General features: G+C 63.6%; 24 protein-coding genes. 13 read left to right on the top strand and 11 right to left on the bottom strand.

Annotation, left to right across the window (positions count from 1 at the left end; translation table 11 throughout):
- Positions 1–69 precede the first annotated feature (69 nt).
- The 7 genes from ABD884_RS13095 to ABD884_RS13065 form a co-directional block, all read right to left on the bottom strand.
- Positions 70–1,329: a phosphatidylserine decarboxylase family protein gene (locus ABD884_RS13095; protein WP_345046192.1), complete on the bottom strand. Its 1,260-nt coding sequence runs from the start codon at positions 1,327–1,329 to the stop codon at positions 70–72.
- A 164-nt stretch (positions 1,330–1,493) separates the two neighbouring features.
- Complete coding sequence (locus ABD884_RS13090; RefSeq protein ID WP_345046191.1) at positions 1,494–2,738, bottom strand: vWA domain-containing protein; 1,245 nt, start codon at positions 2,736–2,738, stop codon at positions 1,494–1,496.
- Positions 2,731–3,651 (bottom strand): AAA family ATPase, encoded by a 921-nt coding sequence (locus ABD884_RS13085; protein ID WP_345046190.1) that lies wholly within the window; start codon positions 3,649–3,651, stop codon positions 2,731–2,733. The genes ABD884_RS13090 and ABD884_RS13085 overlap by 8 nt, the downstream gene beginning before the upstream one ends.
- Positions 3,652–3,729: 78 nt before the next feature.
- Positions 3,730–4,686: an XdhC family protein gene (locus ABD884_RS13080; RefSeq protein WP_345046189.1), complete on the bottom strand. Its 957-nt coding sequence runs from the start codon at positions 4,684–4,686 to the stop codon at positions 3,730–3,732.
- Position 4,687: 1 nt separating this feature from the next.
- Positions 4,688–7,081: an aerobic carbon-monoxide dehydrogenase large subunit gene (locus ABD884_RS13075; protein WP_345046188.1), complete on the bottom strand. Its 2,394-nt coding sequence runs from the start codon at positions 7,079–7,081 to the stop codon at positions 4,688–4,690.
- Entirely contained in the window at positions 7,078–7,602 is a 525-nt protein-coding gene (locus ABD884_RS13070; protein WP_345046187.1) for a (2Fe-2S)-binding protein, read from the bottom strand. Before ABD884_RS13070 ends, ABD884_RS13075 begins: the two co-directional genes overlap by 4 nt.
- Before the next feature lie 5 nt (positions 7,603–7,607).
- Positions 7,608–8,486 (bottom strand): FAD binding domain-containing protein, encoded by an 879-nt coding sequence (locus ABD884_RS13065; protein WP_345046186.1) that lies wholly within the window; start codon positions 8,484–8,486, stop codon positions 7,608–7,610.
- Between the two features lie 136 nt (positions 8,487–8,622).
- Between ABD884_RS13065 and ABD884_RS13060 the strand changes: the two genes are divergently transcribed.
- Entirely contained in the window at positions 8,623–9,696 is a 1,074-nt protein-coding gene (locus ABD884_RS13060) for a DNA polymerase IV (protein ID WP_446680546.1), read from the top strand.
- Positions 9,697–9,743: 47 nt separating this feature from the next.
- The gene (locus ABD884_RS13055; RefSeq protein ID WP_345046185.1) at positions 9,744–9,953 is read left to right on the top strand and encodes a hypothetical protein; all 210 of its coding nucleotides are present in this window, start codon (positions 9,744–9,746) and stop codon (positions 9,951–9,953) included.
- A gap of 7 nt (positions 9,954–9,960) precedes the next feature.
- Here the strand turns inward: ABD884_RS13055 and ABD884_RS13050 are convergent, their stop codons facing one another.
- On the bottom strand, positions 9,961–10,611 hold the full coding sequence (locus ABD884_RS13050) for a hypothetical protein (protein WP_345046184.1): 651 nt from the start codon (positions 10,609–10,611) through the stop codon (positions 9,961–9,963).
- 141 nt (positions 10,612–10,752) lie between these two features.
- On the bottom strand, positions 10,753–11,130 hold the full coding sequence (locus ABD884_RS13045; protein ID WP_345046183.1) for a hypothetical protein: 378 nt from the start codon (positions 11,128–11,130) through the stop codon (positions 10,753–10,755).
- A 646-nt stretch (positions 11,131–11,776) separates the two neighbouring features.
- Between ABD884_RS13045 and ABD884_RS13040 the strand changes: the two genes are divergently transcribed.
- The 3 genes from ABD884_RS13040 to ABD884_RS13030 all read left to right on the top strand — a co-directional run bounded on the left by ABD884_RS13040 (position 11,777) and on the right by ABD884_RS13030 (position 13,674).
- Positions 11,777–12,523 (top strand): hypothetical protein, encoded by a 747-nt coding sequence (locus tag ABD884_RS13040; RefSeq protein ID WP_345046182.1) that lies wholly within the window; start codon positions 11,777–11,779, stop codon positions 12,521–12,523.
- A 118-nt stretch (positions 12,524–12,641) separates the two neighbouring features.
- Positions 12,642–13,166: a hypothetical protein gene (locus ABD884_RS13035; RefSeq protein WP_345046181.1), complete on the top strand. Its 525-nt coding sequence runs from the start codon at positions 12,642–12,644 to the stop codon at positions 13,164–13,166.
- 235 nt (positions 13,167–13,401) lie between these two features.
- Positions 13,402–13,674 (top strand): hypothetical protein, encoded by a 273-nt coding sequence (locus tag ABD884_RS13030; RefSeq protein WP_345046180.1) that lies wholly within the window; start codon positions 13,402–13,404, stop codon positions 13,672–13,674.
- Between the two features lie 178 nt (positions 13,675–13,852).
- Here ABD884_RS13030 and ABD884_RS13025 read toward each other — a convergent pair whose 3' ends face one another.
- Together ABD884_RS13025 and ABD884_RS13020 are read right to left on the bottom strand one after the other, a co-directional pair.
- Positions 13,853–14,599, bottom strand: coding sequence for an HpcH/HpaI aldolase family protein (locus ABD884_RS13025; RefSeq protein ID WP_345046179.1), 747 nt, complete (start codon positions 14,597–14,599; stop codon positions 13,853–13,855).
- Positions 14,600–14,630: 31 nt separating this feature from the next.
- Complete coding sequence (locus ABD884_RS13020) at positions 14,631–15,542, bottom strand: cupin domain-containing protein (protein WP_345046178.1); 912 nt, start codon at positions 15,540–15,542, stop codon at positions 14,631–14,633.
- A gap of 218 nt (positions 15,543–15,760) precedes the next feature.
- On the opposite strand from ABD884_RS13020, the gene ABD884_RS13015 reads away from it, so the two are divergent.
- The 8 genes from ABD884_RS13015 (at position 15,761) to ABD884_RS12980 (ending at position 22,936) form a co-directional block, all read left to right on the top strand.
- Positions 15,761–16,570: an IclR family transcriptional regulator gene (locus ABD884_RS13015; RefSeq protein WP_345046177.1), complete on the top strand. Its 810-nt coding sequence runs from the start codon at positions 15,761–15,763 to the stop codon at positions 16,568–16,570.
- Positions 16,571–16,615: 45 nt separating this feature from the next.
- A complete protein-coding gene (locus ABD884_RS13010; RefSeq protein ID WP_345046176.1) occupies positions 16,616–18,001 on the top strand; it encodes an MFS transporter in 1,386 nt (461 codons plus the stop codon).
- A 31-nt stretch (positions 18,002–18,032) separates the two neighbouring features.
- On the top strand, positions 18,033–18,956 hold the full coding sequence (locus ABD884_RS13005) for a DUF6282 family protein (RefSeq protein ID WP_051423204.1): 924 nt from the start codon (positions 18,033–18,035) through the stop codon (positions 18,954–18,956).
- Positions 18,957–19,027: 71 nt separating this feature from the next.
- On the top strand, positions 19,028–19,213 hold the full coding sequence (locus ABD884_RS13000; protein ID WP_345046175.1) for a hypothetical protein: 186 nt from the start codon (positions 19,028–19,030) through the stop codon (positions 19,211–19,213).
- Positions 19,214–19,357: 144 nt separating this feature from the next.
- Positions 19,358–21,037: an FAD-dependent oxidoreductase gene (locus ABD884_RS12995; RefSeq protein ID WP_345046174.1), complete on the top strand. Its 1,680-nt coding sequence runs from the start codon at positions 19,358–19,360 to the stop codon at positions 21,035–21,037.
- The gene (locus tag ABD884_RS12990) at positions 21,034–22,260 is read left to right on the top strand and encodes a cytochrome P450 (RefSeq protein WP_345046173.1); all 1,227 of its coding nucleotides are present in this window, start codon (positions 21,034–21,036) and stop codon (positions 22,258–22,260) included. The genes ABD884_RS12995 and ABD884_RS12990 overlap by 4 nt, the downstream gene beginning before the upstream one ends.
- A gap of 203 nt (positions 22,261–22,463) precedes the next feature.
- Positions 22,464–22,718, top strand: coding sequence for a hypothetical protein (locus ABD884_RS12985; protein ID WP_345046172.1), 255 nt, complete (start codon positions 22,464–22,466; stop codon positions 22,716–22,718).
- Between the two features lie 14 nt (positions 22,719–22,732).
- Complete coding sequence (locus tag ABD884_RS12980) at positions 22,733–22,936, top strand: hypothetical protein (RefSeq protein ID WP_345046171.1); 204 nt, start codon at positions 22,733–22,735, stop codon at positions 22,934–22,936.
- The last annotated feature ends 61 nt before the right edge of the window (positions 22,937–22,997 follow it).

The following is a 22,997-nucleotide window of genomic DNA, read 5'->3' as shown; positions in this document are numbered from 1 at the left end:
CCTTCTGACCCGCCGTTAGGTAGGCCTTCCGATGTAGCTAGCTAATTGCCTAGTCCCAGGCCGTCGTGCTCAGGACTTGGCAGTCGCAAGCTTCGACCTGACCCGCACCAGTGGTGCGTTCGGATCCTGCGGTTGGGGGATCGCAGTGAGGGCGAATTGCTCGATAACACCGGGCCGGAAGACGAGGCACTCGGTCGAGCCACCGAACTGGAAGTACCCCAGCTCATCGCCCTTATTAACGTGGTGGCCCGGGACGATCTCCGGATCGATGACGCAGGACGAGACCTCGACCATGCCCACGGGGACCACCGCCATGAGCCCGATGACGGGGTCGTCGGCTTGGATCAGGATGATCGCCCGGGCTGCGACGTGGGCCAAATATGATTGTGAGAGGGTTGCCTCGACGGCGTCGGCCCCCTCGGATTCCGCTTCGGAGAAGTACGTGCCGTCCTTGAGGTACGCCCGCACGATAGTTCCGGCGACGGGAGCGTGCCACCGGTGATAGTTCAACGCGCTCAAGAACGCCTGGTACACCGTTCCGCCGACAAAGTGATCCACTGACTCGTCGCGGGCGAGCAGGTCCTCGAGTGAGTAGGGCTGGCCCTTGACCCAGAACCGGCTCTGGCGTTGAACGTCGGAGCTTATCCTGTAGGGGGTCGACTCGCAGGCGCTGACGATGACCTTGTCGTCTTCGGGTGCAGCGACGGGTCGGGAGGTCGATGTGAGCCGGCGGGTGAAGAAATCGTTCCACGACGTGAATCCCCAGTGCTCGGCGAGAGCATCGTGTTGGTAGTCGTCCATCCCGACAACCTGCCGCGCCTTCTCCGACATCCACCCCGAAGGCGAGTCGTTGAGCACGTACAGCGACTCCTCGCTGCTCAGGAACACGCACCAAGCGTTCAGTATCTTGCGGAACATGGCGACGATCCGCGGATCGCGGTGGGCAGCGAAGCCGGCCTCGGTTCCCATGGTCCAATCGAGGATCGCCGTCAACGGCGTGGTGACCATGCCGCCTTCGCTGAACTCCGGGGCAGTCGTCAGGACCTCGTTGATCAGCCGGAGCATCTGGTCAACGCTCGTGAGGTGCCGTTTGCGGTAGGGCTTCGACTTCGGAACCTGCTCGATCATCTCCGTCATGTAGAGGCGGACAACCGGATCGCTCGCGATCAGTTCCTTGAACTCGACGATCACGGGATGCAGAGGAACATCTTCACCCCGCGCCTCCGCCCGTTCCCGATGACCGGCAATCCATTCCTCGAGGTCGTCCTGTTGCTCTGGCAGCCAGCCACCCAGTCGCCGGACCCGGTCAGAAGAAGAGTTAAGGCTCATAGTGCCGAGCCTACTCGCCTCCTGACCGGCAACGGCGAATACTGCACTTCTACGCGGGCAGGAGGTGACCTGCTATCCATACTTCCGGACTCCGTCTTGCTCGATGCCCACGCCAAAAGCTAGCGATCATGCCTTTGGCCACCGCAAGCCGCCCAGGCTCGCGCTCACTGTGGCTTGCCTGCTGGACGTGGCCGATCGGCGCGAATCACGGCCGCCGCCTCGGACAGGGCGGCATAATTGTGCCCGCTGACGAACGCGTCACAGTAGGGCAGCGCGACGGCCATGCCGCCCACCAGCGGTTGGTAATCAATACCGGCCTTCCTCGGATTGATCCAGACGATCCGGTAGGCCAGGCGCCTCAGCCGCGCCATCTGGGCCTCCACAAGTTCCGGCGCGTCCTGGGCCCAGCCGTCGGAGAGCACCACAATGACCGCACCCCTGGCCAAGCCGCGGCGGCCGTGGCCATCGATGAAGCGTCGCAGGCTCTCCGCCAGCCTTGTGCCGCCCGCCCAGTCCGGGGCGGCGGCAGCTCCGAGCGCCAGCGCTTTGTCCGGGTTCCGGTACGAAAGCTGGCGGGTCAGTCTGGTCAGCCGGGTGGAAAACACAAAAGCCTCGGCTTGGGCCCCGGACACTGCGCCTTGCAGCAGCGAAAGGTAGACCTGCGTGTACGGTTCCATGGAACCGGATACGTCGCACAGGAACACCAAGCGGCGCGGACGCGGACGACGGCGGGCATAGACCAAGGAGCTCGCGTCGCCACCGGTGCGCCGGGCCGCGCGGATGGTACGCCGGAGGTCGAGCTTGGCGCCCCCGTGTGCCCGCTGTCGTGTCCTGCGGCTTTGGCGCTCCGGGGTAGCCAGCACGATGCGCCGCACCAACCGCTGCACTTGGGCAGCTTCCTCGGGGGTCAGCTCGGCAAAGGACTTCTCATGCAGGTGCTCGTCAGCGGAGGCCATCGCCAGGATTGCCTCCCGCTCCGGTGCGTTGGACTCATCGGCGCTTCCTGCGCCAGGGGAGGCGACGTGTGCCCTCGAAGCCGGTGCATGACCGTCGGCATGAGCCAGGAGTCGTTCGCTGGGCGCCGGTCGGGCATGCTCCTCCGGGCCGGCCGCCGACGGGCGGTTGGAATCCCCACGGGTGTCAGCCGGATCGAGCGTCCCGTCAAAGGCGGCCGAAAAGACCGCGTCGAATACCGGGAGCTGTTCCCGCGAGGAGACCAGTACCACCCGGCACGTCCAGTACAGGGGCTCACGAGCAGTAGGAGGAACAATCCTGAGTGCCCGGGCCAGCCAAGCTGCGCGGTCCGGGGAACTCGGTAGGCCAGCTCGGCGCAGGGCCGTGCTGAACCCTACCGCCAGGGCCGCAGCATCGACGCCGGGCAGGCCGTCCCTGAGCGCGTACTCAGTCATGGCCGCCGGCCACCCATGCGGGGCCGCGGGCCCACGCAATATCCAGGTCGTCGCGATTCTTCACGATCGAACCCCAGGTCTGCTTCACGGCAGCCGGGTCCAGTCGGTCCACGCCGAGCACCGTCAGCGCTGACACCCAGTCGATTGCTTCCGCGATCCCCGGGGGTTTGGCCAAGTCCAGTGACCGTAGCCTGGTGATGGCCGATACGGCATCCAGGGCGAGCGGCTCGGCGCTCCCCGGAACCCTGCGGCGAACGATCGCGGCGATGCGCTCGGGCCGGGGGTAGTCAATCCAGTGGTACAGGCAGCGCCGGGTCAGTGCGTCGTGCAGGTCCCTGGTGCGATTGGATGTCAGGACGACAACGGGCGGGTGCGTGGCACGGATAGTGCCTAGTTCGGGGATCGTCACGGCCGCCTCGGCCAGCAACTCGAAAGTGAAGGCCTCGAACTCTGCGTCGGCCCGGTCGATCTCGTCCAGAAGCAGGACGGCCGGACGCGGTCCTGGATGCTCGATCGCCTTCAGCAGCGGGCGGCGCAGCAGGTATTGTTCCCCGAAAAGATCGGACTCCTCCACGCGGACATCCCGGACCTCCGCCAAGCGGATGCCCAGAAGCTGGCGTTGATGGTTCCATTCGTAGAGGGCCTCGCCCACGTCGATGCCTTCGTAACACTGCAGGCGGTACAGGGGAGTGTCGAGCACCTTGGCCAGCGCCTTCGCCGCCTCGGTCTTCCCGACGCCGGCCTCGCCCTCCAGCAGGATGGGCTGCGGTAGCCGGACGGACAGGAACAAGGCGGTCGCCAGTCCGACGTCGGCAAGGTAGTCGCCGTCGTCCAGCGCGGACATGAGCGCGGAAACGTCCGGGACCAGGCGCCGCACTTCGTCTTCCGCACCCGCCCTCACCGGCCCGTTCATCGGGCACGTTCCAGCTGGGCGGCCGCCCGCGCAGGGCCGGACCCTCCGATCGCCGGAAGGAGTCCGGCGGTCCAGGGCTCAAGACGCAGAGGCATAGCGCTCCGGATCGGCGAGGAAGGCTCTCCTGCATTCAGCAGAACAGAAATAGTAGCTCGCTCCCGAGTACTCGGCGTGCAACGTAGACTCCACGGCCGCGACGCTCATGCCGCACACGGGGTCCACAGCGCTCGCGGGCACGGCGCTCGCCGACGCGGTCTCCGCCGTCGCAGTCTCCACCGTCGCAGTCTCCACCGTCGCAGTCTCTACAGTTGGGCCAATGGATCGCACGGATACAAGCTCTGCCAGTATCGACAGCGCGATCTCGGCGGGTGTTCGGCCGCCCAACAGCAGCCCGGCCGGGCTGTGTACGCGCGCACGCTGCTCGTCGTCGACGTCGAGTGAGGCCAGGACGGCGGCCCCGCGCGTCCGGCTGGCGACAAGGGCGACGTATGGCACCCCGATTCGGAGTGCGGCCTCCAACGAGGGCTCCTCGTTCCTGCCTTGCGACGCGACGATCAGGGCGGCGTCGTCGGCCCGCGGTTCCGCGGCGGTTCCATTGGTGAGCTGCACGTCCAAGTCGAGGAGGGCACCCAAGGCGCCCAGGGCCTGTGCCACGGGGGTGGCCCCGACCACAACCACCCGCGGAGCGGGCATCTGCGGCTCGAGGAAGATCTCCACCGCACCGCCGCTGAGGCAGGGATTTGCGACCTCCACGGCGCCCTCCTCGCGAATGCGGGACGGCTCGCCTGGGACGACCCGCAGCAGCAAGGGTTCGTGCTTGGACAGTGTCTGCAGACCGTATTCACGCACGGAAGCTTCGACGCAGGTGCCGCCAAGGAACCCGTCGATTTCCCCATTGGCCAGCACGAGGGCCGTGTCGCCGGCGTGGGCGCTGGTAGGGTGCTGCGCGCGCACTACCGTGGCACGCACAAACGGCTCCCGGCGTTCTATCAGTTCCTGCGCCCTCGCCGCCAGGGCATCTCCGTGCAGGGGCATGTCACACCGGTGGCCTGGCTCGGCCCTGCATGGCCTCCCACACCCGGGCCGGGGTGCAGGGCATATCCATGTGTGTCACGCCGTACGGCGTCAAAGCATCCACGATGGCGTTGACGATGGCCGGCGGGGATCCGACCGTTGCCGACTCGCCGATGCCTTTGGCACCGATCGGGTGGTGCGGCGAAGGCGTGACGGTAAACCCGGTCTCCCAATCCGGGACTTCCATCGCGGTGGGGATGAGATATTCCATGAACGAGCCGCTGAGGCAGTTGCCGTCCTCGTCGAACGCGATGATTTCCATGAGCGCCATCCCGACGCCGTCGGTCAGCCCACCGTGGACCTGGCCCTCGATGATCATCGGGTTGATCCGGGTCCCGCAGTCGTCCACCGCGATGAACCGCCGGACCTTGACGTGGCCGGTCCCGGCGTCGACGTCCACAACGCAGATATAGGCGCCGAACGGAAACGTCAGGTTGGGAGGGTCATAGGTCACCTCCGCGTCCAGGTTGCCGTCGATTCCCTCGGGCAGCGTCATTGTGCCGTGAGCGGCCATGGCGATTTCCTCGATCGTCTTGCCGGCGCTTGGATCCCCCTTGACGAACCAGCGGCCCTTTTCCCACTCGAGGTCCTCGGGCCGGGTTTCAAGCATTGCAGCAGCAATGAACTTCGCCTTTTCGCGGACCTTGCGCGCCACGAGGGCTACTGCGCCGCCGCTGACCGGGGTCGACCGGCTGCCGTACGTGCCCAGGCCGAAGGGCGTTTGGTCCGTGTCGCCGTGGACGACGTCGATGCTCTCCGGCGGGATACCGAGCTCCTCGGCCACAATCTGGGCGAACGTGGTTTCGTGGCCCTGCCCCTGGCTCTGCACCGAGATCCTGACGACGGCTTTGCCGGTGGGATGAATTCGGAGTTCCGCGCCATCTGCCATGCCGAGCCCGACGATGTCGAAGTGCTTGCGCGGTCCGGCGCCGACAGTCTCGGTGAAGAAGGAGACACCGATGCCCATCAGTTCGCCGCGCTCCCGCTTTTCCAGCTGCTCGCGCCGGAGATCTTCATACCCGGCGATCTGCATGGACAGCCGCATGGCAGGCTCGTAGTTGCCCGAGTCGTAGACCCAACCGGTCTTATTCGCGTAGGGGAACTGCTCCGGTTTGATGAAATTCTTCAGCCGAAGCTCTGCCGGGTCCATCTCCAGTTTCCGGGCCAGGATGTCCACCATGCGCTCCACCAGGTAGACCGCTTCCGTCACGCGGAAGGAGCAGGCATATGCCACGCCCCCCGGCGCCTTGTTGGTGTACACACCCGTGACCTTGCAATAGGCGGCTTCCAGGTCATAGCTCCCGGTGAAGATGGAGAAGAAGCCGGCCGGGGTCTTGGTGGGCTGAGCGGTGGCATTAAATGCACCATGGTCTGCCAGCACATTGGTCCGGACCGCAAGGATCTTGCCTTCCTTCGTGGCCGCGATCTCGCCCTGCATGATGTAGTCGCGGGCAAACGACGTCGACATCAGGTTCTCGGAGCGGTCCTCTACCCACTTCACCGGTTTTCCGGTGACGATCGAACCGACGACGGCGAGGATATAGCCGGGATAGATGCCCACTTTATTGCCGAACCCGCCGCCGATATCGGGGGAGACGATCCGGATTTTGTGTTCAGGGATACCCGCGACTATCGCATACAACGTCCGGTGGGCGTGCGGGGCCTGGGTGGTTTCGTAAAGCGTCAGGTTGCCATCGATCGGATCGAAGTCCGCCACGGCACCGCAGGTTTCCATGGGTGCCGGGTGCACGCGCGGATACACGATCTCCTGGGCGACGACGACGTCGGCAGCGGCGAACACCGCTTCCGTTTCAGCCGCATCACCGATCTCCCAGTCGAAGATCCGGTTGTCGGTCCGTCCCTCAATGTCGTCACGGATGACCGGCGCGCCGGGGTCGAGGGCGCGGCGGGCATCAATTACCGGCGGCAACGTGTCGTATTCGACGTCGATCAGTTCCAGGGCGTCGCGCGCGGCATAGCGGTCCTCAGCGACGACGAAAGCGACCTCCTGACCCTGGAATCGGACCTTGTCCGTGACGAGCACCGCCTGGACGTCCGCCGACAGGGTAGGCGCCCACGCGAGGTTGAGGGCCTGCAGGTCTTTGCCCGTGATGACAGCGAGCACCTTGGGGTGCGCCAACGCCTCGGTGGTGTCAATTGAAACCAACCTGGCATGCGCAACGGGGGCACGCAGGATGGCGCCATGCAGCATGCCGGGCAGCACGATGTCGTCGATGTATGTGCCCTTGCCGCGGACGAACCGCGGATCCTCCTTGCGCTGGAGGCGGCCGAAGCCGATGGGGCGGTTTGGGTCTCCGGCTGCCGGGTTGGGTGCATGCTCCTGGACGGTGGTCATGCCGTCACCTCTTCCGCGGTGGTCCCGCCGGTACCGCCGTCGTCCGTCTCAGTGTCCGCACCGAGCGGGTGGGCGGCGGCCCATTGCACCGAACGGACAATCGTCGCGTAACCGGTGCATCGGCAAATCTGGCCGGAAATGGCTTGGCGGATCTCGGTGTCGTCGGGGTGCGGGTTGCGGTCAAGGAGGGCCCTGGCGGTGAGCATCATTCCCGGAGTGCAGAATCCGCATTGCAGGCCGTGTTCTTCCATGAACCCCTGCTGCACCGGATCGAGGGTGCCATCGACGGCTAGTCCCTCGACGGTCCGGATGTCGTGTCCGGCGGCCATGGCTGCGAGCACGGTGCACGATTTCACCGGCTGTCCGTCCATCAGGACCACGCAGGTTCCGCAATTGCTGGTGTCGCATCCCCAGTGCGTGCCGGTCAGTCCAAGGTTTTCGCGGATGAAGTGGACGAGCAACACTCGGGGTTCGATCTCCCGGGTCACCGCGTTCCCGTTGACCGTCATGCTGATCTGCATTGCTTTCAGCCTTCCTGTGCAGCTGTGGCCCGGGCACACGCGCGCCGCAGGACCCTGCGGGTGAGTTCATCGGCCAGATGCCGTTTGTAGTCGACCGGTCCACGCTGATCGGCCACCGGGTTGCACGCGGCTGCTGCAATGCGGGCGGCTTCGACGAACAGGTCTTCATGCGGCTGCTGGCCGCGGAGGACGGCTTCGGCCTCGGGCACAGTGCCGTCCAAGGCAACCGCTGTGAGCCCGATTGCTGCTTCTTCGACTGTGCCGTCCGCGGAAAGTCCGACGGCGGCCCCGGCCGCGACGACCGCCCAGTCACCCACCCGGCGTTCCACCTTTTCATAGGCGCTGCCCGAGCGCGGGCGGACCGTAAAGCGGATTTCGTACAACAGCTCGTTCTGCGCCACGGCGGTTTCGTACGGCCCGCGATGGAAGTCCGACATCGCGACGATCCGTTCGCCGTCGGGCCCGCGGATCACGGCGTGGGCGCGCAGCACATCGCAGACAGTGGACAGGTCTTCGGCCGGATCGGCTTGGCAGAGGGAGCCGCCGATCGTGCCACGGTTGCGGACCACCGGGTCCGCGATCACTTGCTCTGCGTCGCGGATTATCGGAAAGAGCTCGGCGACGTCGGCGGACTCCAGGAGCGCTGTGTGGCGGGTTAGTGCGCCCACAACCAACTGGTCACCTTCCCGGCGGATGAATTCCAGTTCCGCCAAGTCGTTGATGTCGATCAGCCACTCGGGCCGCGCCAGACGCAGCTTCATCATCGGCAGCAAACTGTGTCCGCCGGCGATGATGCGCGACTCGGGTCCGTGGCGTTCGAGGAGTGCCAGCGCGTTTGCCACGTCGCTGGCGCGCTCATAATCAAATGGAGCCGGAATCTGCATTGTCCACCCCTTGGGGCCAGACGTCCTGCGGTGCGTAGGGCGCGGACCTATGATCAGTCTCGCCCGCGTCAAAGTGGGTGTCAACAGGGTCACGAGGGCCCGTGCTTGGCAGGGATGTTTAGGGCAGACTGGTTGCGTGAGCGGAACCAGTTGGGTGCTGCATGTCGATCTCGATCAGTTCATCGCAGCGGTCGAACTGCTGCGGCGGCCAGAGCTTGCAGGCAAGCCGATTATTGTCGGCGGTCGGGGCGACCCGACGGAACGGGCTGTGGTGTCCACCGCATCCTACGAAGCCAGGGCCTTCGGCGTGGGTTCCGGAATGCCGTTGCGCCTCGCGGCCCGGAAGGTGCCAGATGCCGTGATCCTGCCCGTCGATCAGGAGGCTTACCTTGCGGCGTCTGAAGCGGTGATGGCGACCCTGCGCGCGCAGCCCGGCGCCACAGTGCAAGTGCTGGGTTGGGATGAAGCTTTTGTTGGCATTGAGACAGAGAATCCTGAAGCCTACGCCCGGCAGGTGCAGGCCGCTGTTTTGGCGCGGACGGAGCTGCATTGCAGTGTGGGCATCGGCGACACCTTGGTCCGGGCCAAGATCGCCACCGGTTTCGGCAAGCCGGCCGGCGTCTTCCGTCTGACCGCCGGGAACTGGCTTGGGGTCATGGGGAACCGGTCCACCAAAGAGCTGTGGGGCGTGGGAACCAAGGTCTCGGGACGGTTGGCCAAACTCGGCATTAACACGGTCGCCGAGCTCGCGGCGTCCGACCCCCAAGACCTTGTCCCGGAGTTTGGCCCCAGGATGGGTCCTTGGTACGCACAGCTCGGACGTGGGGACGGCGCAAGTGTTGTGGACGACACCCCGTGGGTTGCCCGCGGGCACAGCAGGGAAACAACGTTCCAGAGGGACCTGACCGAACCCGCCCAGGTGGACGACGCCGTGAGGGAGCTGGCAGCACGTGTCCTTGAGGACATTGTGGCCGAAGGACGGCCCGTGGTTGGGCTGACCCTGAAGGTTCGGTACGCGCCGTTCTTCACCACGACCCACGCGAGAAAGATTCCCGAGACATTCGACCGGAACGAAATCCTCGCACAGGCCCTGGACCTCGCAACAGGAATCGAAGCGGGCCGTCCGATCCGGCTCCTGGGCCTGCGGGCCGAAATGGCAATGCCCGACGATGCCCGAAAGGGACATACGCCGACGCGCGGCGGTTGGTAAGGCGTCCCTCCCTTCAACGCGCAGTCAGTGGCGGGTGGCCCGCAACCGTGCAGCCACGAAGCGGGCAAAACCTGCGTTCAGAGCAGCCCCTTTGCCTTTCCTGGCTTGGGGGAGGTTCCTGCGAACCTGTCGCGGTCACTGCCTCGACCCGCACCCTCGAGAACGGGGACCTTGCCCGCAGCTTCCGCGCCCTGCCCACACACCAAAACGCCGGAATCCCCGCCAACACGGGGATTCCGGCGTCTCAGCCCACGTAACTTGGGACTAGTGGACGAGGCAGGCACCCCGTCGCCGGTTGAGGACCCCTGCGGCGACCGTACCAAGGAGGAGGGCACCCGCACCGAGCCCGACCAACGGGTCAATCATGGGGACTGCGGCGGTCTGCACGATGTTTACGTCCAGCGTGCCGTCGTCGATAGAGTCTGCGTACGTCATGGCTGCTGCCGCCGACTGTGTTCCGGGGGTCGCAGTCGGGCTCACAGCGACCTGCGGAGAGAACCGGATCAACTGGTCGGTCTTCCAGGTCATGACCTTGCCATCGGTGGTACCCAAAGTGCAGGCGAGCGTGGTTCCTCCGCCGCCCAAAACGCATCCGGTCAGGGTAAGGGTACTGGCTACAAAGTTGCTTCCGTCCATGGACGACGTTACTGGGACGGTGGACTGCGCTGGGAAGGTGGTGCCGGTAGGAGCATTGAAGGTGATGCTAGCATGCCCTGAGGGGACGTAGTCATCAGGCCCGGTGTTCTTGTAGGTCCAGTTGAGTGCGGCCGTCGAGCCCGGGGATACGTTGACAACAGTCGAAACGTTCCGGCCCTTGAACGGGTCGGCAAAAGCTGGGGATGCCACCGCGATGGATGCCACGGCCAGCAAGGGTGCAACGAACCATTTTACTCGTCTTCTAACGATTGAACTCATAGGTTTCTCTTCTCCCGTCGTTGCGAACGCCCTCGAATAGGGCTGTTCGCATGCCGTCCTCGAGTCGAGGGTGGCAAGTTCTTGTAGTGCACATTTCCGCTGGCATGACGGTTTTCCGGAAGGAAACTCCTGCTTCCTCGGCTAGGCCGTGGTTTCCCTTCGGCCGGTATCGGGAGAAGTGTGCCCTCCGGCAGGGACGCCGGAGGGCACACTGTCCAGGAGTGCTTCCCGCCGGACCGCGGTTACGAATGAAAGCCGGTCCAGGCGGCGCTGGCGCAAATGTTGTCCCGCCCACGGCATACGACGCCGGGACCGTGTCTGAGCAGGGAAAAGTGTTCTCGGCAGGGAAAGTGGTGCACGCCGGAGCGTTGAAGGTGATACTTCCGCCCGTTGCGGGGTTTCGGACGTCGTTCCGTCGTTGGTGTAAGTCCACTTGAGTGTGGCCGTTGAGCCTTGTGGTGCTTGGACAACCGTTGGAAGGTTCTGGCCTACCCAGGTTTGGGCGACGGCTGGGAGCACGGTCGGGGGAGCGAGTGGGCCCGCGCCCGGGTGACGGGGGCCCCGGGCGCGGGCGTTTAGGGGGCCGGGAAGTTGGGCGGCCGGTGGGAGTCGAACAGGGCAGCGAACAGTTGGTTCACCTGGTTTGGCCCTCGGGTGTGCCAGTGAGCCGGCGTGTCAGGATCTCGCGGGGATTGCTTGTTGTCGGGTCCGCCGACGCTGGGGCTCCAGGCAGCAAGAGTCCGGGAATTAGCACGCCAACAGCCTGACCGAGAGGTACCGCATCAATATCAATCGCATGGGGCAATCCTGATCTATCATGATTTTAAGATAGTAGTTTCAATCAAAATATTTCATAACACGCAAGGAATGTAACCATGCTGGGGTTTCTTCGTCAAGGGTTGCGTGGCGGAGTCGGGGCAGCGGCTCACCCGCAGCGGACGACGAATGGTTACCGGGCCGCACATGCCCGTCATGGCGCGACTACCCGCGAGCCCAAAACCCGCAGACCCTAGTTGGGCCGAGCACAGCCTTCCCGAGAGGAGGCGGCGCTTACGAGCCAGGTTTTGCCTTCTTCGTCATTTTGGGCGGGGCTTCGACTATTGATTCCATGAAAGGCAGATGGTGGCATGCCATACCGTGACGGGGAAGAGAAAGGAGGGTCGAGGTGCTCGATGATTCAAAGGTTCGGTTTAGCGTGATTAAGGGGCTGGTCAAGGCGATGCCGGTTTCGGCAGGGGTTGTCCCGGCACCGTCGGGATCAATACGGTTTTCCGAGGAAGACCATGAACCATTTCCGTCCCTTTCGGCTGGTTGGCCGCCGAAGTTTGGCGTCGTAGCGGAGAGGGTACTTCGGGACCGGTTTATGCAATCGGTTTCGGATGGGCTGAACCCGGCTGTCGCTGCAGGAAGGCTTGGACTCCCCGGTTGGAAGGCCATGCTTTGGGTTGAAGGGTTTGCCCGGCTTGCCAGGGATCTTCGCCTCGTGAAGGGGAAAAAGCCTGGGGAGTTGGCCTCGCGGCCGGCGCTGACTGGTATCACTCTGGTCCACAGCCCCGATACGGTCATCGCAATGCCAGGGCAGGTCATCACGTTCACGGCTTGGGTTCTGAACGACACGGACTCGCTACTTCGCAGCATCCACCTGGTCACTCGTTCATTGACGAACGCAGGGATGGAGCCATTGGTCTACGCCACCAGCCCCGGACCGGAAGAGCGTCGTTTGGCGGGCCTGCTCCCGGGCGCGGCAGCAGCCTGGAACTTTACGTACCAAGTCACCGAAGGTGATCTGTCCCATGGCGGGGAGCTCATTAGCGCGGTCGGGGTCGAGGCCACCACACCATCAGGAGAAGTTCTTTGGGATGAATGCGACGCCGTGGTTCCCATCGTGGCCGGGGGAGACTGGCTGAGGTGAGAATCCTTTCGAGTGCGGGGACGGATCTTCAGCGTCACTTTTGAGGGGCAAGCCACTACTAGTCCGTTAGTGGGCAAAAGACCACCCCCTGCCCAAGTGATACGAACGGAGAATTCCCGTGCCCGACGATTTGACGGTCAGAACCCGCGACGCACTCGTACTGTCCTTGGACGAGACTCTGATCCGGGTCCGCTTTGGACACCTTCTGCTTCGCACCGTCGGTGAATGGGACGAACTCTCCGTGGCGCTCACGCGTGCTTACGCATACGAAGACGATCACTTGATCGAACGGCTAAGCGGTCCGCTGCTCCAATCATGGCGCGGTGTGGCGACTGAGGTCCTGGCCAATACTTTCAATCGCGCCCGAATCACAGTGACCCGGGCAACCCATCCGTGGGGCATCGCCGTCTTCTCGGTCCCAGGTCTGAAGTGCGAGCCGCTCCTCTGCTGCGTTGAAGACAGCGAAGCCGGGTCAGAAGCCCGCGTGGCTGATGGCCCGCGATTGCTCGACTTCGACTCAGTGATGGCCTCCTACGCCCAATGCTTGGAACGACTTCTATCCCCGACGCGCGAGGGATCGGGCGTGCTTGTTCCCTACAGCTCGGTTTCCACAACAAATCCGGGTGAAGCGCAGGCTTCCTGACTCCATTCGGGTACGGTCTGGTGACCGTGAGCTGCGGGCATGAGGTAGACCCCGCGGCTCAGGTGCCGCACAGCGCTCTAGTGCTAGATGAAAGACGCTACCCGGATTCCCGTCACTCGTAATGGTTAGGAAGCTATTAACGGACGGTCGCCGTTCCAAGCCCAGACCACTCCGCGGCTGGCCGCACCCGTGAATGCCTGGCGTCTGAAACCAGAAAGCGTCTCGAGAGAAGATCATGAACCAGAACACGATCACGGCCGGAGCATTGAGCCTGTGGACCTCTGGAACTGACATCCAAATCCTGGTCATGGCATTGCTGATCACGGTGGCCGGTGTCGTCGCGGTGGCCGGAGTAGTCATTGTTTTGCTGATCGCTCCGCTCGCTGCGGTGGCAATCCGACAACGGCGCACGAAGAGAACAGGCCGCCCAGTGCATGATTCCCCGCAGGAACAATCTCCTGCCGAGGCGAGGATCAGCGCAGAGTCGGTTCTCCAAGACGATGGCTGAGTCCGGTCTGGATGCGCCATCCGGGCTTGCGGTTCGCTCTTGCGCCGTCTACTTTCACCGGCGAACCGCTGGGAAGCGTGAACCGGCGCTGGACAGCAGCCGCGGATAGCACTTGACCGGTGTGAAGAGCGGCCCGAGCACCCCAGGAATATGCGACGGCTCGAATGATCTTGCAGGTTCATGCCTGCAGTTGCTTGACCGTTCTTGCAGTATCCAGTGCTTGCGTCACGAGCATGGCGGTGTCGCTGCTGGCCATGACGAAGTCGAATCCCTGGTCCAGTGCGGCGCGGGCACCGGCAGCCGTGCCAGATGCGAAGCCGCAGGGTTTTCCGGCTTGGTGTGCGACGTCCAAAGCGTGGAGGTAGAGGCGGACGACTTCCGGGTCGCCGGGTGTTGTTCCCATGTCCATGCTGAGGTCGGCGACGCCGACGAAGAGGGCATCCACGCCGTCGGTCGCTGCGATTTTCTCGACATTTTCGATCGCGAGTCCACTCTCAAGTTGCGGGATGCATAGCGCAGCCTCGTTTCCCGAGGCCAAGTATTCGGCTGTCGGGAGGGTACCCCAGCGTCCGGCCCGGCTGGTGCCTCCTGCTCCTCTAGTCCCCATGGGCGGGAATCGGACGGCCCGGACCGCTAGTTCGGCTTGTTCGGGCGTGTCGATGTGGGGGATGAGGACGCCGCCGGCGCCCGCGTCCAGAATCCGCTGGATGGTCGAGGGCCGCAGTTCTTCGACGCGAACCAGGGCAAGCAGCCCCTCCGCCGTGGCGGTGTTGATGAGTTGATAGGCGGTGCGGACATCGATAGGGGCGTGTTCCTGGTCGATGACAACGAAGTCGAATCCGGCGTGCGCAAGGATCTGCACCGATTCGATGGTCGGCATTTTGACCCAGGTGCCAAGTGACCCGGGTGTGTGGAGTATGGACATGGGAGCCTTCTTCGAACGTTGTGGGCGGGCGCTACAGGCGAGGGTATTCGTGGGCGTTGAGGACCCAGCCTGGCTGGTCAGAGAAGTCTTCACGGGGTGGGCTGAAGATGTCGATGAGGATGTTCGTTCCGGTTCCGGTCGCCCCGGTGGTGTGCACCGTGGGCGGCGGAATGATGGCCAGGGAGGGGCTGCCCACGGAGGTGTGTTCATCGTCCCGCCACTGGTTCATGTCCGGGGTCCACGGTGTGCGTATGTGGTGGACGAATTCGCCGCGGACGGCGAGGGAGCCCTGTTCGAAATCGTCGTGGTGGTGGGGGGAGAGCTTAGAGATGTCGCGTGGTCCCTCGCTCGGGTACATGTAGTTGACCATGAGGGTGCGAGTCCGGAAGATCCGACCGAACCTGCCGGGCTCGGGTGCGATCTCATCGAGCGGATAGACGCGTAGTTTGTCGCCATCGGCCGGCTCAGGCCAGATTTCCAGGGGCGCTACTCTCGGATGGTCTTCAAGGTAATCGGCGGCGTTGGCTGCTTGCGCCGCGAGATCGCCAGTGCGGATGTCAAAGACCCGGACGACGTCGGTGGGCTGCTCTGCCCTGATGACGGACTTGCCGGGGGGAACCACTGCGAGAATTTGGCCCTTGATCGTAGCCGGTGCGCCTGATGACTCGATGGTGACCATCGCGTCATCCTCGTGCAGGATGACGATGTATTCGTCCTGGGCTTCCGGGCGGCGCAACTCGTCGCCGGCCGACAGGCGGGAGTAGGCCACAAGGAAGTTCTGGCCGCGCACGATCCATGTGGGGCTGCCCAGCGGGCTGACCAGGCTTGGCTCGCCGTCAAATTCCGTGTAATACGCGGCCGCAATGGGAGTGCCGGAGTCAGGCGCTTTCGTGGGCGTGGTTGCGCGTCCCAATCCTGCACGTGGGTCTGACTTATCAAACATGGGATCTCTCCTTTGAGTCTCGGTATCTGGCTAATAGTTCGATTAGCGGCATCTCGGCTTCACAGTACGAACGCAATATTCGGCATTATCGGGATGTTCGACCCGACAGCAGGCTATGGGGCGCTTGTGCTTGTGGTGCAGTTCACTTAGAGTATCAACTATTGGTGCGCATTGCGAACCTAAAATTACTATTCCGAACAGTGAGAACAGGGCATCACATGTCTGAAGAAACCTCCTCCGGCTCCGCGTCGGATATCCAGGCCGTCACGCGGGCTGCGCAGATTCTGCAGCTGTTCGGCCCCAACCGCCCCCAATTGACGGCTGCCGAGGCCGCCGAGCTCCTGGGGATGAACCGGTCCACGGTCTATCGGTACTGCAACTCGCTTGTCGCAGCAGGGCTGTTGGAGCGCGGGCACGCCATCGGTTCGTTCGCCCCGGGAGGGCTGCTCCTCCAGCTCGGCACGTTCGCCCTGGGCCAGCGCAAGGTTCTTGACCTCGCTCCCGCGGTGATGCGCGAACTGAGTTCAAGCGCACACATGACGGCCGTCTTGAGCCTGTGGGGCTCGGCGGGACCGGTGGTCTCACGCGTGGAAGAAGACACCAGCCGCAACGTGGTGGTCTCCGTCCGGGTCGGTTCCCAGCTTCCACTGACTTCTGCGCAGGCCAAGGTATTCCTCGCATTTACCTCGGACCAGCTCCGGGCCGAACGGATGCTCTCGGCGCTGCCGCCGGAACAGCAGGATGCCCTTCGGATGGAAATAGAACTCACGAGGTCAACCGGAGTGGCGACCAGCCCCGATCTGGGCGGGGTCAATGCGGTATCGGCACCGATCTTCGACGAACATGGCATCTGCGCATCCCTAGCACTCGTGGCCACCAACCACGTCCTGGGCCTGGACCGCGATTCGCAAGCGGCATGGGACGTGGCGACCGCGGCAGCTGAACTGTCCGCGGCTCTGGGCGGCGGAACCCGAGCGAACACCACCACGACACGCATGGCCGTGGCCGAAGCAAACCGCAAGAACTAGCACCCATCCCTCATGTATCCCCGACAACCTCAACGGAGGACGACGATGTCCACGCACGAAACCGTGAAAATTCCTGCCCCGCCAGCGCTGCCAAACGCATCGAACACAGGCGCCGGCAAGGCGCATCCCGGGCGGTCCGCCCTCAAAGGGGGCATCTTCGGCTACTACGCCGACCAATTCGATATCTACCTGCCCATCATTACCCTCGCCCCGGCCATGATCTTCTTTCAGTCACCCGAGATGGACAAGGGAACCGCGGCCACCATCGCTGCGCTCGTGTTCGCCTCGACCCTGATCGCCCGTCCGCTCGGCTCGGCGATCTTCGGCCACTTCGCGGATAAATTCGGCCGGCACAAGCTCACCCTCGTAGCCCTGGCAGGCTTCGGCCTGGCCACTTTGGCTATCGCCGCCCTCCCTGGCTACCAAAGCATCGGCATGTGGTCCGTGGTGCTCCTCGTCCTCCTGCGCTTCATAGGCGGAGTCTTCCTCGGCGGTGAATACAGCACCGCTGTCCCGCTGGCCATGGAATGGACTCCCAAGAAGCGCCGTGGGCTGGCCAGCGGCCTGATAACGGCCACCAACCCCCTGGCCAACGCCACCATTGCCATACTCACCTTCACACTTCTCATGATGCTTCCCGCGGGTAGCATTGCCTCGCCCTACGTTCAATGGGGGTGGCGGATCCCGTTCGTCATCGGCGGGATCCTCGCGGCCGCTGTCTTCTTCTATTACCTCCGCCACGTTGAGGAAGCTCCGGGCTTTGAAGCGTCTGCAGCGAAAGAATCACCTGTTCGAGCCCTCTTTCTGGGCAAGCACCGCCGCAGCCTCCTGCAGGTCTTCATTCTGATGACGGGCCTGTGGTTCCTCACCAACGTTGCGGCCGCCATCCTCCCGGCAACTCTCAAGAACGCCGTCGGAGTGCCGGACAAGACCGTCAGCGTCATCATGCTGATCGCGTCCGTTGTCACCATCGGCGGATTTCTGGGCTCCGCGTCACTTTCCCAGAAGCTCGGCCGGCGCCGTTTCTACATCGGTTTCGGCATCACTTCCCTTCTCATCGCCTCCGCCGCATTCATCGCACTTCTGAACACCCCGGCCGAGAACCTGGTCGCCGTGACGATCCTCGCCGTCGTCATCGATGTATTCACCATCTCCGCGTTCGGACCCGTAGCGGCGTACCTCACGGAAAGGTTCCCGGCGGCGATCCGGGCCAGCGGCTACGGCATCGGCTACAGCTTTGCCCTGATCATCCCGGCCTTCTACACCTTCTACCTCAGCGGGCTCGCCGTCTTCATGCCGATCGCCTATACACCAGTAGTCCTCATCGTCATCGGAGCCCTGCTCCTGGCTGTGGGCGCGTATCTCGGCCCTGAAACCCGCGACGTCGACATGGGCCCACACGCTGCCGAACTGACGAATTTCCGGGCCTAAACAAACATCCAGTCTGACAAGGAGAACAACCATGACGGCACTTGCCACGTACGAACACGTCTTTACCGACGAAAGAATCCCCGAACTCCTCACCGGAGCGGTAGACCTCCACGTTCATCCGGCACCTTCACCATTCCCGCGCAACATCGGCATCCGCGGCGTCGCAGACATGGCCCACGCGGCCGGGTTCCGCGCCATCCTGGTCAAGTCGCATCACCACAGTATGGTCACCGACGTCGCCGCCGTCGACGACGCGATCGGCGGACTGCCTATCCCCGTCTACAGCGGTGTGGCACTCAACAACTATGTAGGCGGGATCAACCCCTACGCCGTCGAACTCAGCCTCCAAATGGGCGGACGCATGGTCTGGATGCCCACGGTGTCCTCCGAACAGCACATCTGCGTCCACGACCGCGAAGAGCACCTCAAATTTCCCTCCACCAGCATCACCCTGCGCAAGACAACGCCCATCGCAGTTCTCGATGACGCCGGAAACTTGCTGCCGGAAACCCGGGAAGTCCTTCAGTTGGTCAAGGACGCAGACGCCATCCTCTCCACCGGTCACATGTCCCCACCCGAAATCACCGCTGTACTCCGCGCCGCGAAATCCATGGGTCTGCGCCGAATGGTGGTCAACCACCCCAATTTCGTTATCGAAGCCAACCCGGCCCAGGCCCGGGAATGGGTGGAGCTCGGCGCCGTCGTCGAGCACGGACTCGTCCAGTATGACGACCGGACAACATTCTTCCAGTGGAATGTCGATACGATGCTCAGCTTCATCGACGCCGTGGGAATCGACCACACCATCATCGGATCCGACCTCGGACAGAAGAACAATCCGTTCCCCATCGATTCCTACGAACGTGTGCTCGGCCAACTGCTCGACGCCGGGGTCAGCCGCGAAGACATTCGCAAACTCGTCGCGGTCAACACCGGACGCGTCCTGGACGGCTAAACCGGCCAGAACAAGGCACGACACGGGAAACGGCTGAGCTCCAGCGGTCCAAGGGTATGGATCCAACGGCAATGGCTCTGGCGATCATTTCGCGCGATCGACGAAGCCGCCGAGGTCCGTACACATGTGCTCGTGCTGCGCTCCCGCACCTGCGCAAGGCTGGCGGCGGCGCTATCGTGGTCCTTACTTCGCAGCTCGGCATCGTCGCCCTTAGTTGGCTCCATCCTCCCCTTCCGCTCTCCACATGCCGGGCCTAGACTCAAATTCACCTGATCGTGAATAGTATCGAGTTCGTCTTCTTCCCTCTCCCGCAAACCTGAGGGCGCCGGACCGCACCGGTTCGGATTGGACGAGGCGGCCGGCCAGACGGCAGGGCAGGCTGGCAGGATGGAGAAACAGGCATGAGGATCGTTGTTGATCTCACGAAATGCCAGGGTTACGCGCAGTGTGCCTTTCTCGCCCCGGACGTCTTCACGATTCAAGGGGACGAGGCGTTGAGCTACGACCCGCACCCGGAAAGGACCCAGCTCACGAAGATTCGGCGGGCCGCCGCCGCGTGTCCGGTTCAGGCCATCCGGCTCGAACCACCGGATGCGTTGGACGGAGCGCTGCATCCGGACCCACGACACGGGACGATCGAGGACAACGGGGGCACCTTCAAGAAGACCGGTCGGATCGTCATCGTGGGCGCATCAATAGCCGGGCTCCGCGCCGCGGAACGTTTGCGGGAGGAAGGATTCACCGGAGCGCTGACTCTGGTCGGCGAAGAGCCGCACGAGCCCTACGACCGGCCTCCGCTGTCCAAACAGGTACTCGCCGGGTCTGCGCCCTTGGAAGACACCTCGTTGCCGCGGCTCCGGGACATTGGCGCCACCTGGCGGTTGGGCGTAGCTGCGACCAGCTTGGATTTGGCGACGAAGGAGCTCCACTTAGCCGACGGCAGCCGGATCGGATTCGATAAGTTGCTGATTGCCACAGGTTTGCGGGCGCGTCCCTGGCCCAATACAGAGGAGGCAGCCCTTGCAGGTGTGCTGACATTGCGCACTAGGGAGGACTCCGCAACCCTGCGGCAGCTCCTCGCGGGTCATCCCCGTCGGGTCCTCGTCATCGGTGCCGGCTTCATAGGTTGTGAGGTCGCTTCCGTCTGCCGCGAACTCGGGCTGCCCGTCACTGTCGCAGAGGCTGGTCCGGCTCCCCTCGTGGCCGCCCTGGGCAGTGCGATCGGAGTAATAGCCGGGGAGCTGCAAATCGAGAATGGTGTGGATCTGCGCTGCGGTGTCCGGGTCACCGCCCTTCAAGGTGATGCTACGGGACAGCTCCGCCGGGCCGTTCTGTCGGACGGAACAGCCCTCGAGGTGGACGTCGCGGTCGCCGCACTGGGCTCCATTCGCAATGTCGAATGGCTCGCAGATTCCGGGTTGGCATGTGGCGTGTGGGGCGTCGCGTGCGACGCCGGCTGCCGCGCGTTTGATGCGAACGGGCTGGTCACCGATGACGTCTTCGTCGCCGGCGACATAGCGCGCGCACCGCAGCCGATGTACGGCTATCAATACCTCGCCGTCGAGCATTGGGGCAACGCCATATCGCAGGCCGAGGTGGCGGCGCACAACATGGTCAGCCAGGAGACCGAACGGTGGCCACACTTGACGGTGCCAAAGTTCTGGTCAGTTCAATTCGGCATCGAGATCAAAAGCGTAGGGGTGCCCTCAGCTGCCGATGAGGTCGCCATCGTCCAAGGGTCAGTGACGGAGAAGCGATTCCTGGCCGTTTACGGTTACAAAGGTCGCGTCGTGGCGGCGGTCGCCTTCAACCAGAACAAGTGGCTCGACTTTTATGAACCTCTGATTGAGCAGGCGGCACCCTTCCCTCCGCAATTCCATCACATTGACGAGTCAAGCGATGCCCGGCCCGTGCCTGCTGGGTTCAAGCCAGCGGCCAGCCCCACCCAGGACGCGACCGTCGTCGTCACGGGACACGATCCGAATGAACGCCGTGCGCGGCTGACCAACCCCGATGCCGGGGAAACGCCCTCACGGAGACCGGCAGAACCCGGCGCAAGGACGAAGGAACGGTCACCATGACCCAAGACAGCATTTGGGAGCAAATCCTCGACTACTCCAATAGAGCGAACCCCTACCCGTTTTACGCGGAGCTTCGCAGGACCCCCGTCGCACGGCTTCAGGACGGAGCGTACCTTGTCAGCGGCTACGCAGAGATCGCCTCGCTGTTGCATGATCCCAGGGTGAGTTCCGATATCAGTCACAACCCGGTCGCAGCCGATGCGGGAGCCGGCGAGGACGGGGACGGCCCCGGCATGACTCCGACCTTCTTGAGCATGGACCCACCCGATCACGACAAGTTTCGACGAATCACCATGCGGCACTTCGGCCCACCGACGACGCCGGGTCGCGTCGCCGGGATGGAACCAAGGATGACGGAAATCGTCACCGAACTGATCGACAAGATGGAGGGCAGCACCAGGGTCGACGTGGTGGATGACTTGGCGTACCCACTACCGGTGACTATCATCTGCGAACTTCTCGGCGTAGCACCCGGAGACGAACACCGATTCCGGACTTGGGTGGACCTCGCCCTGCAATCCACTGATCCCGGGCTCGATCCCGAAACCCAGCAAAAGAAAAGAGCCGAGGCAGGGAAGGAACTGCGGGCCTTCATGGAAGAGCTAGTGGAAGCCCACCGCAAGGCACCGGGGAATGACTTACTCTCAGCGCTTGCCACTGATGACGGCCCTGAAGGCCGCATGCCCCCCGAACAACTCGTAAGCACCGGGCTTCTCCTGCTCATCGCAGGACATGAAACCACCGTGAACCTCATCTCCAACGGGGCGCTGACCTTGCTCCGCCACCCGCATGAGCTCCAGAGACTGCGTGAGGATCCCGATCTGGTCATCCCGATGGTTGAGGAACTGCTGCGCTACGAGCCTCCAGTGCATTTCGTTCCGTTTCGCACAACCCTCGACGATATCGACATCGCCGGCACGACCATTCCTGCCGGGGCCTCCCTTACGCTGGTCCTGGCCGCGGGCAACCGTGATCCCGCCCACGTCACCGACCCCGACTGCTTCATGCCGGAACGCCCCGACAACCAGCACCTCGGTTTTGGCGGCGGCATCCACCTCTGCTTTGGCGCCCCGCTCGCCCGGCTTGAAGCACAGATCGCCCTCACCGCGTTTGCACGCAGGCTGGAGAACCCGCGGCTCGTCTCAGATCCGCCACCCTACCGACCGAGCCCGTTCCTGCGCGGCCCATCCCACCTCCCCATCGACATCGACGGCATCAGGTGAAGACACGAATCAAGAAAACATGCCGATTCGTTTCTTACGATGGCTGCACCCGCAACAACTGTAAGACCATTACGGCAGCTGGCTTGCTCTGGAGCGAGGATCCCGTGGATTGCAGTGATGGCTTTCGCCGATCGCGTGGAAGTGGCTCTGCAGCCTGGCATTATCGATGATGGCCGATTTTGACCCGAGGTTCGCCCTTCGGGATGCAGTTCACATCGAGATGCCCGATCTGCAGCGTCCGCCGCCTGACAACCGCCTCCGGCACCATGCCCATGGGCGTGATCCACAGTCGTTTTGTGGTCAGTTCTCGGTCCCGGACGGCGACGACCACGCCCCTTGCCGTCGCCCTGGGGTCTGTATCGAAAGAACCCCTGCCCGAACTGGGCCGACTCAACCTCTTTCACTACGCTACTGCGAACCTCACGGCCTTGGTACAGAGTAGCGTTTGCCTTGGCTGACGATAGGGGTCCAGATGAGCTACAAATATCGAACCGTCCGGGTTCGCGGCACCGAGCTAGTCGGAACCATTGCGCGAAAACACGGCAGCGCGCCGGAGATCTACGAAACCTCCAAGGACGCGAACACCTCGATAGTTCCGGTGTTCTTCCAGTCAACGGGCGAGATCCGATTCTTCGACAGGTCAATGCTGGAAGACGTCGTGACGCCGACCAGTTAATAGCGCAGGCGCCTCTTCGGAACTGACCAATCAGGGTGAGCTGTCGGGCGGCGCTGCGACA

The organism is Arthrobacter methylotrophus (assembly GCF_039539965.1).
Classification (GTDB): Bacteria; Actinomycetota; Actinomycetes; order Actinomycetales; family Micrococcaceae; genus Arthrobacter; species Arthrobacter methylotrophus.
This window is presented reverse-complemented; position numbering and strand designations above follow the sequence as displayed.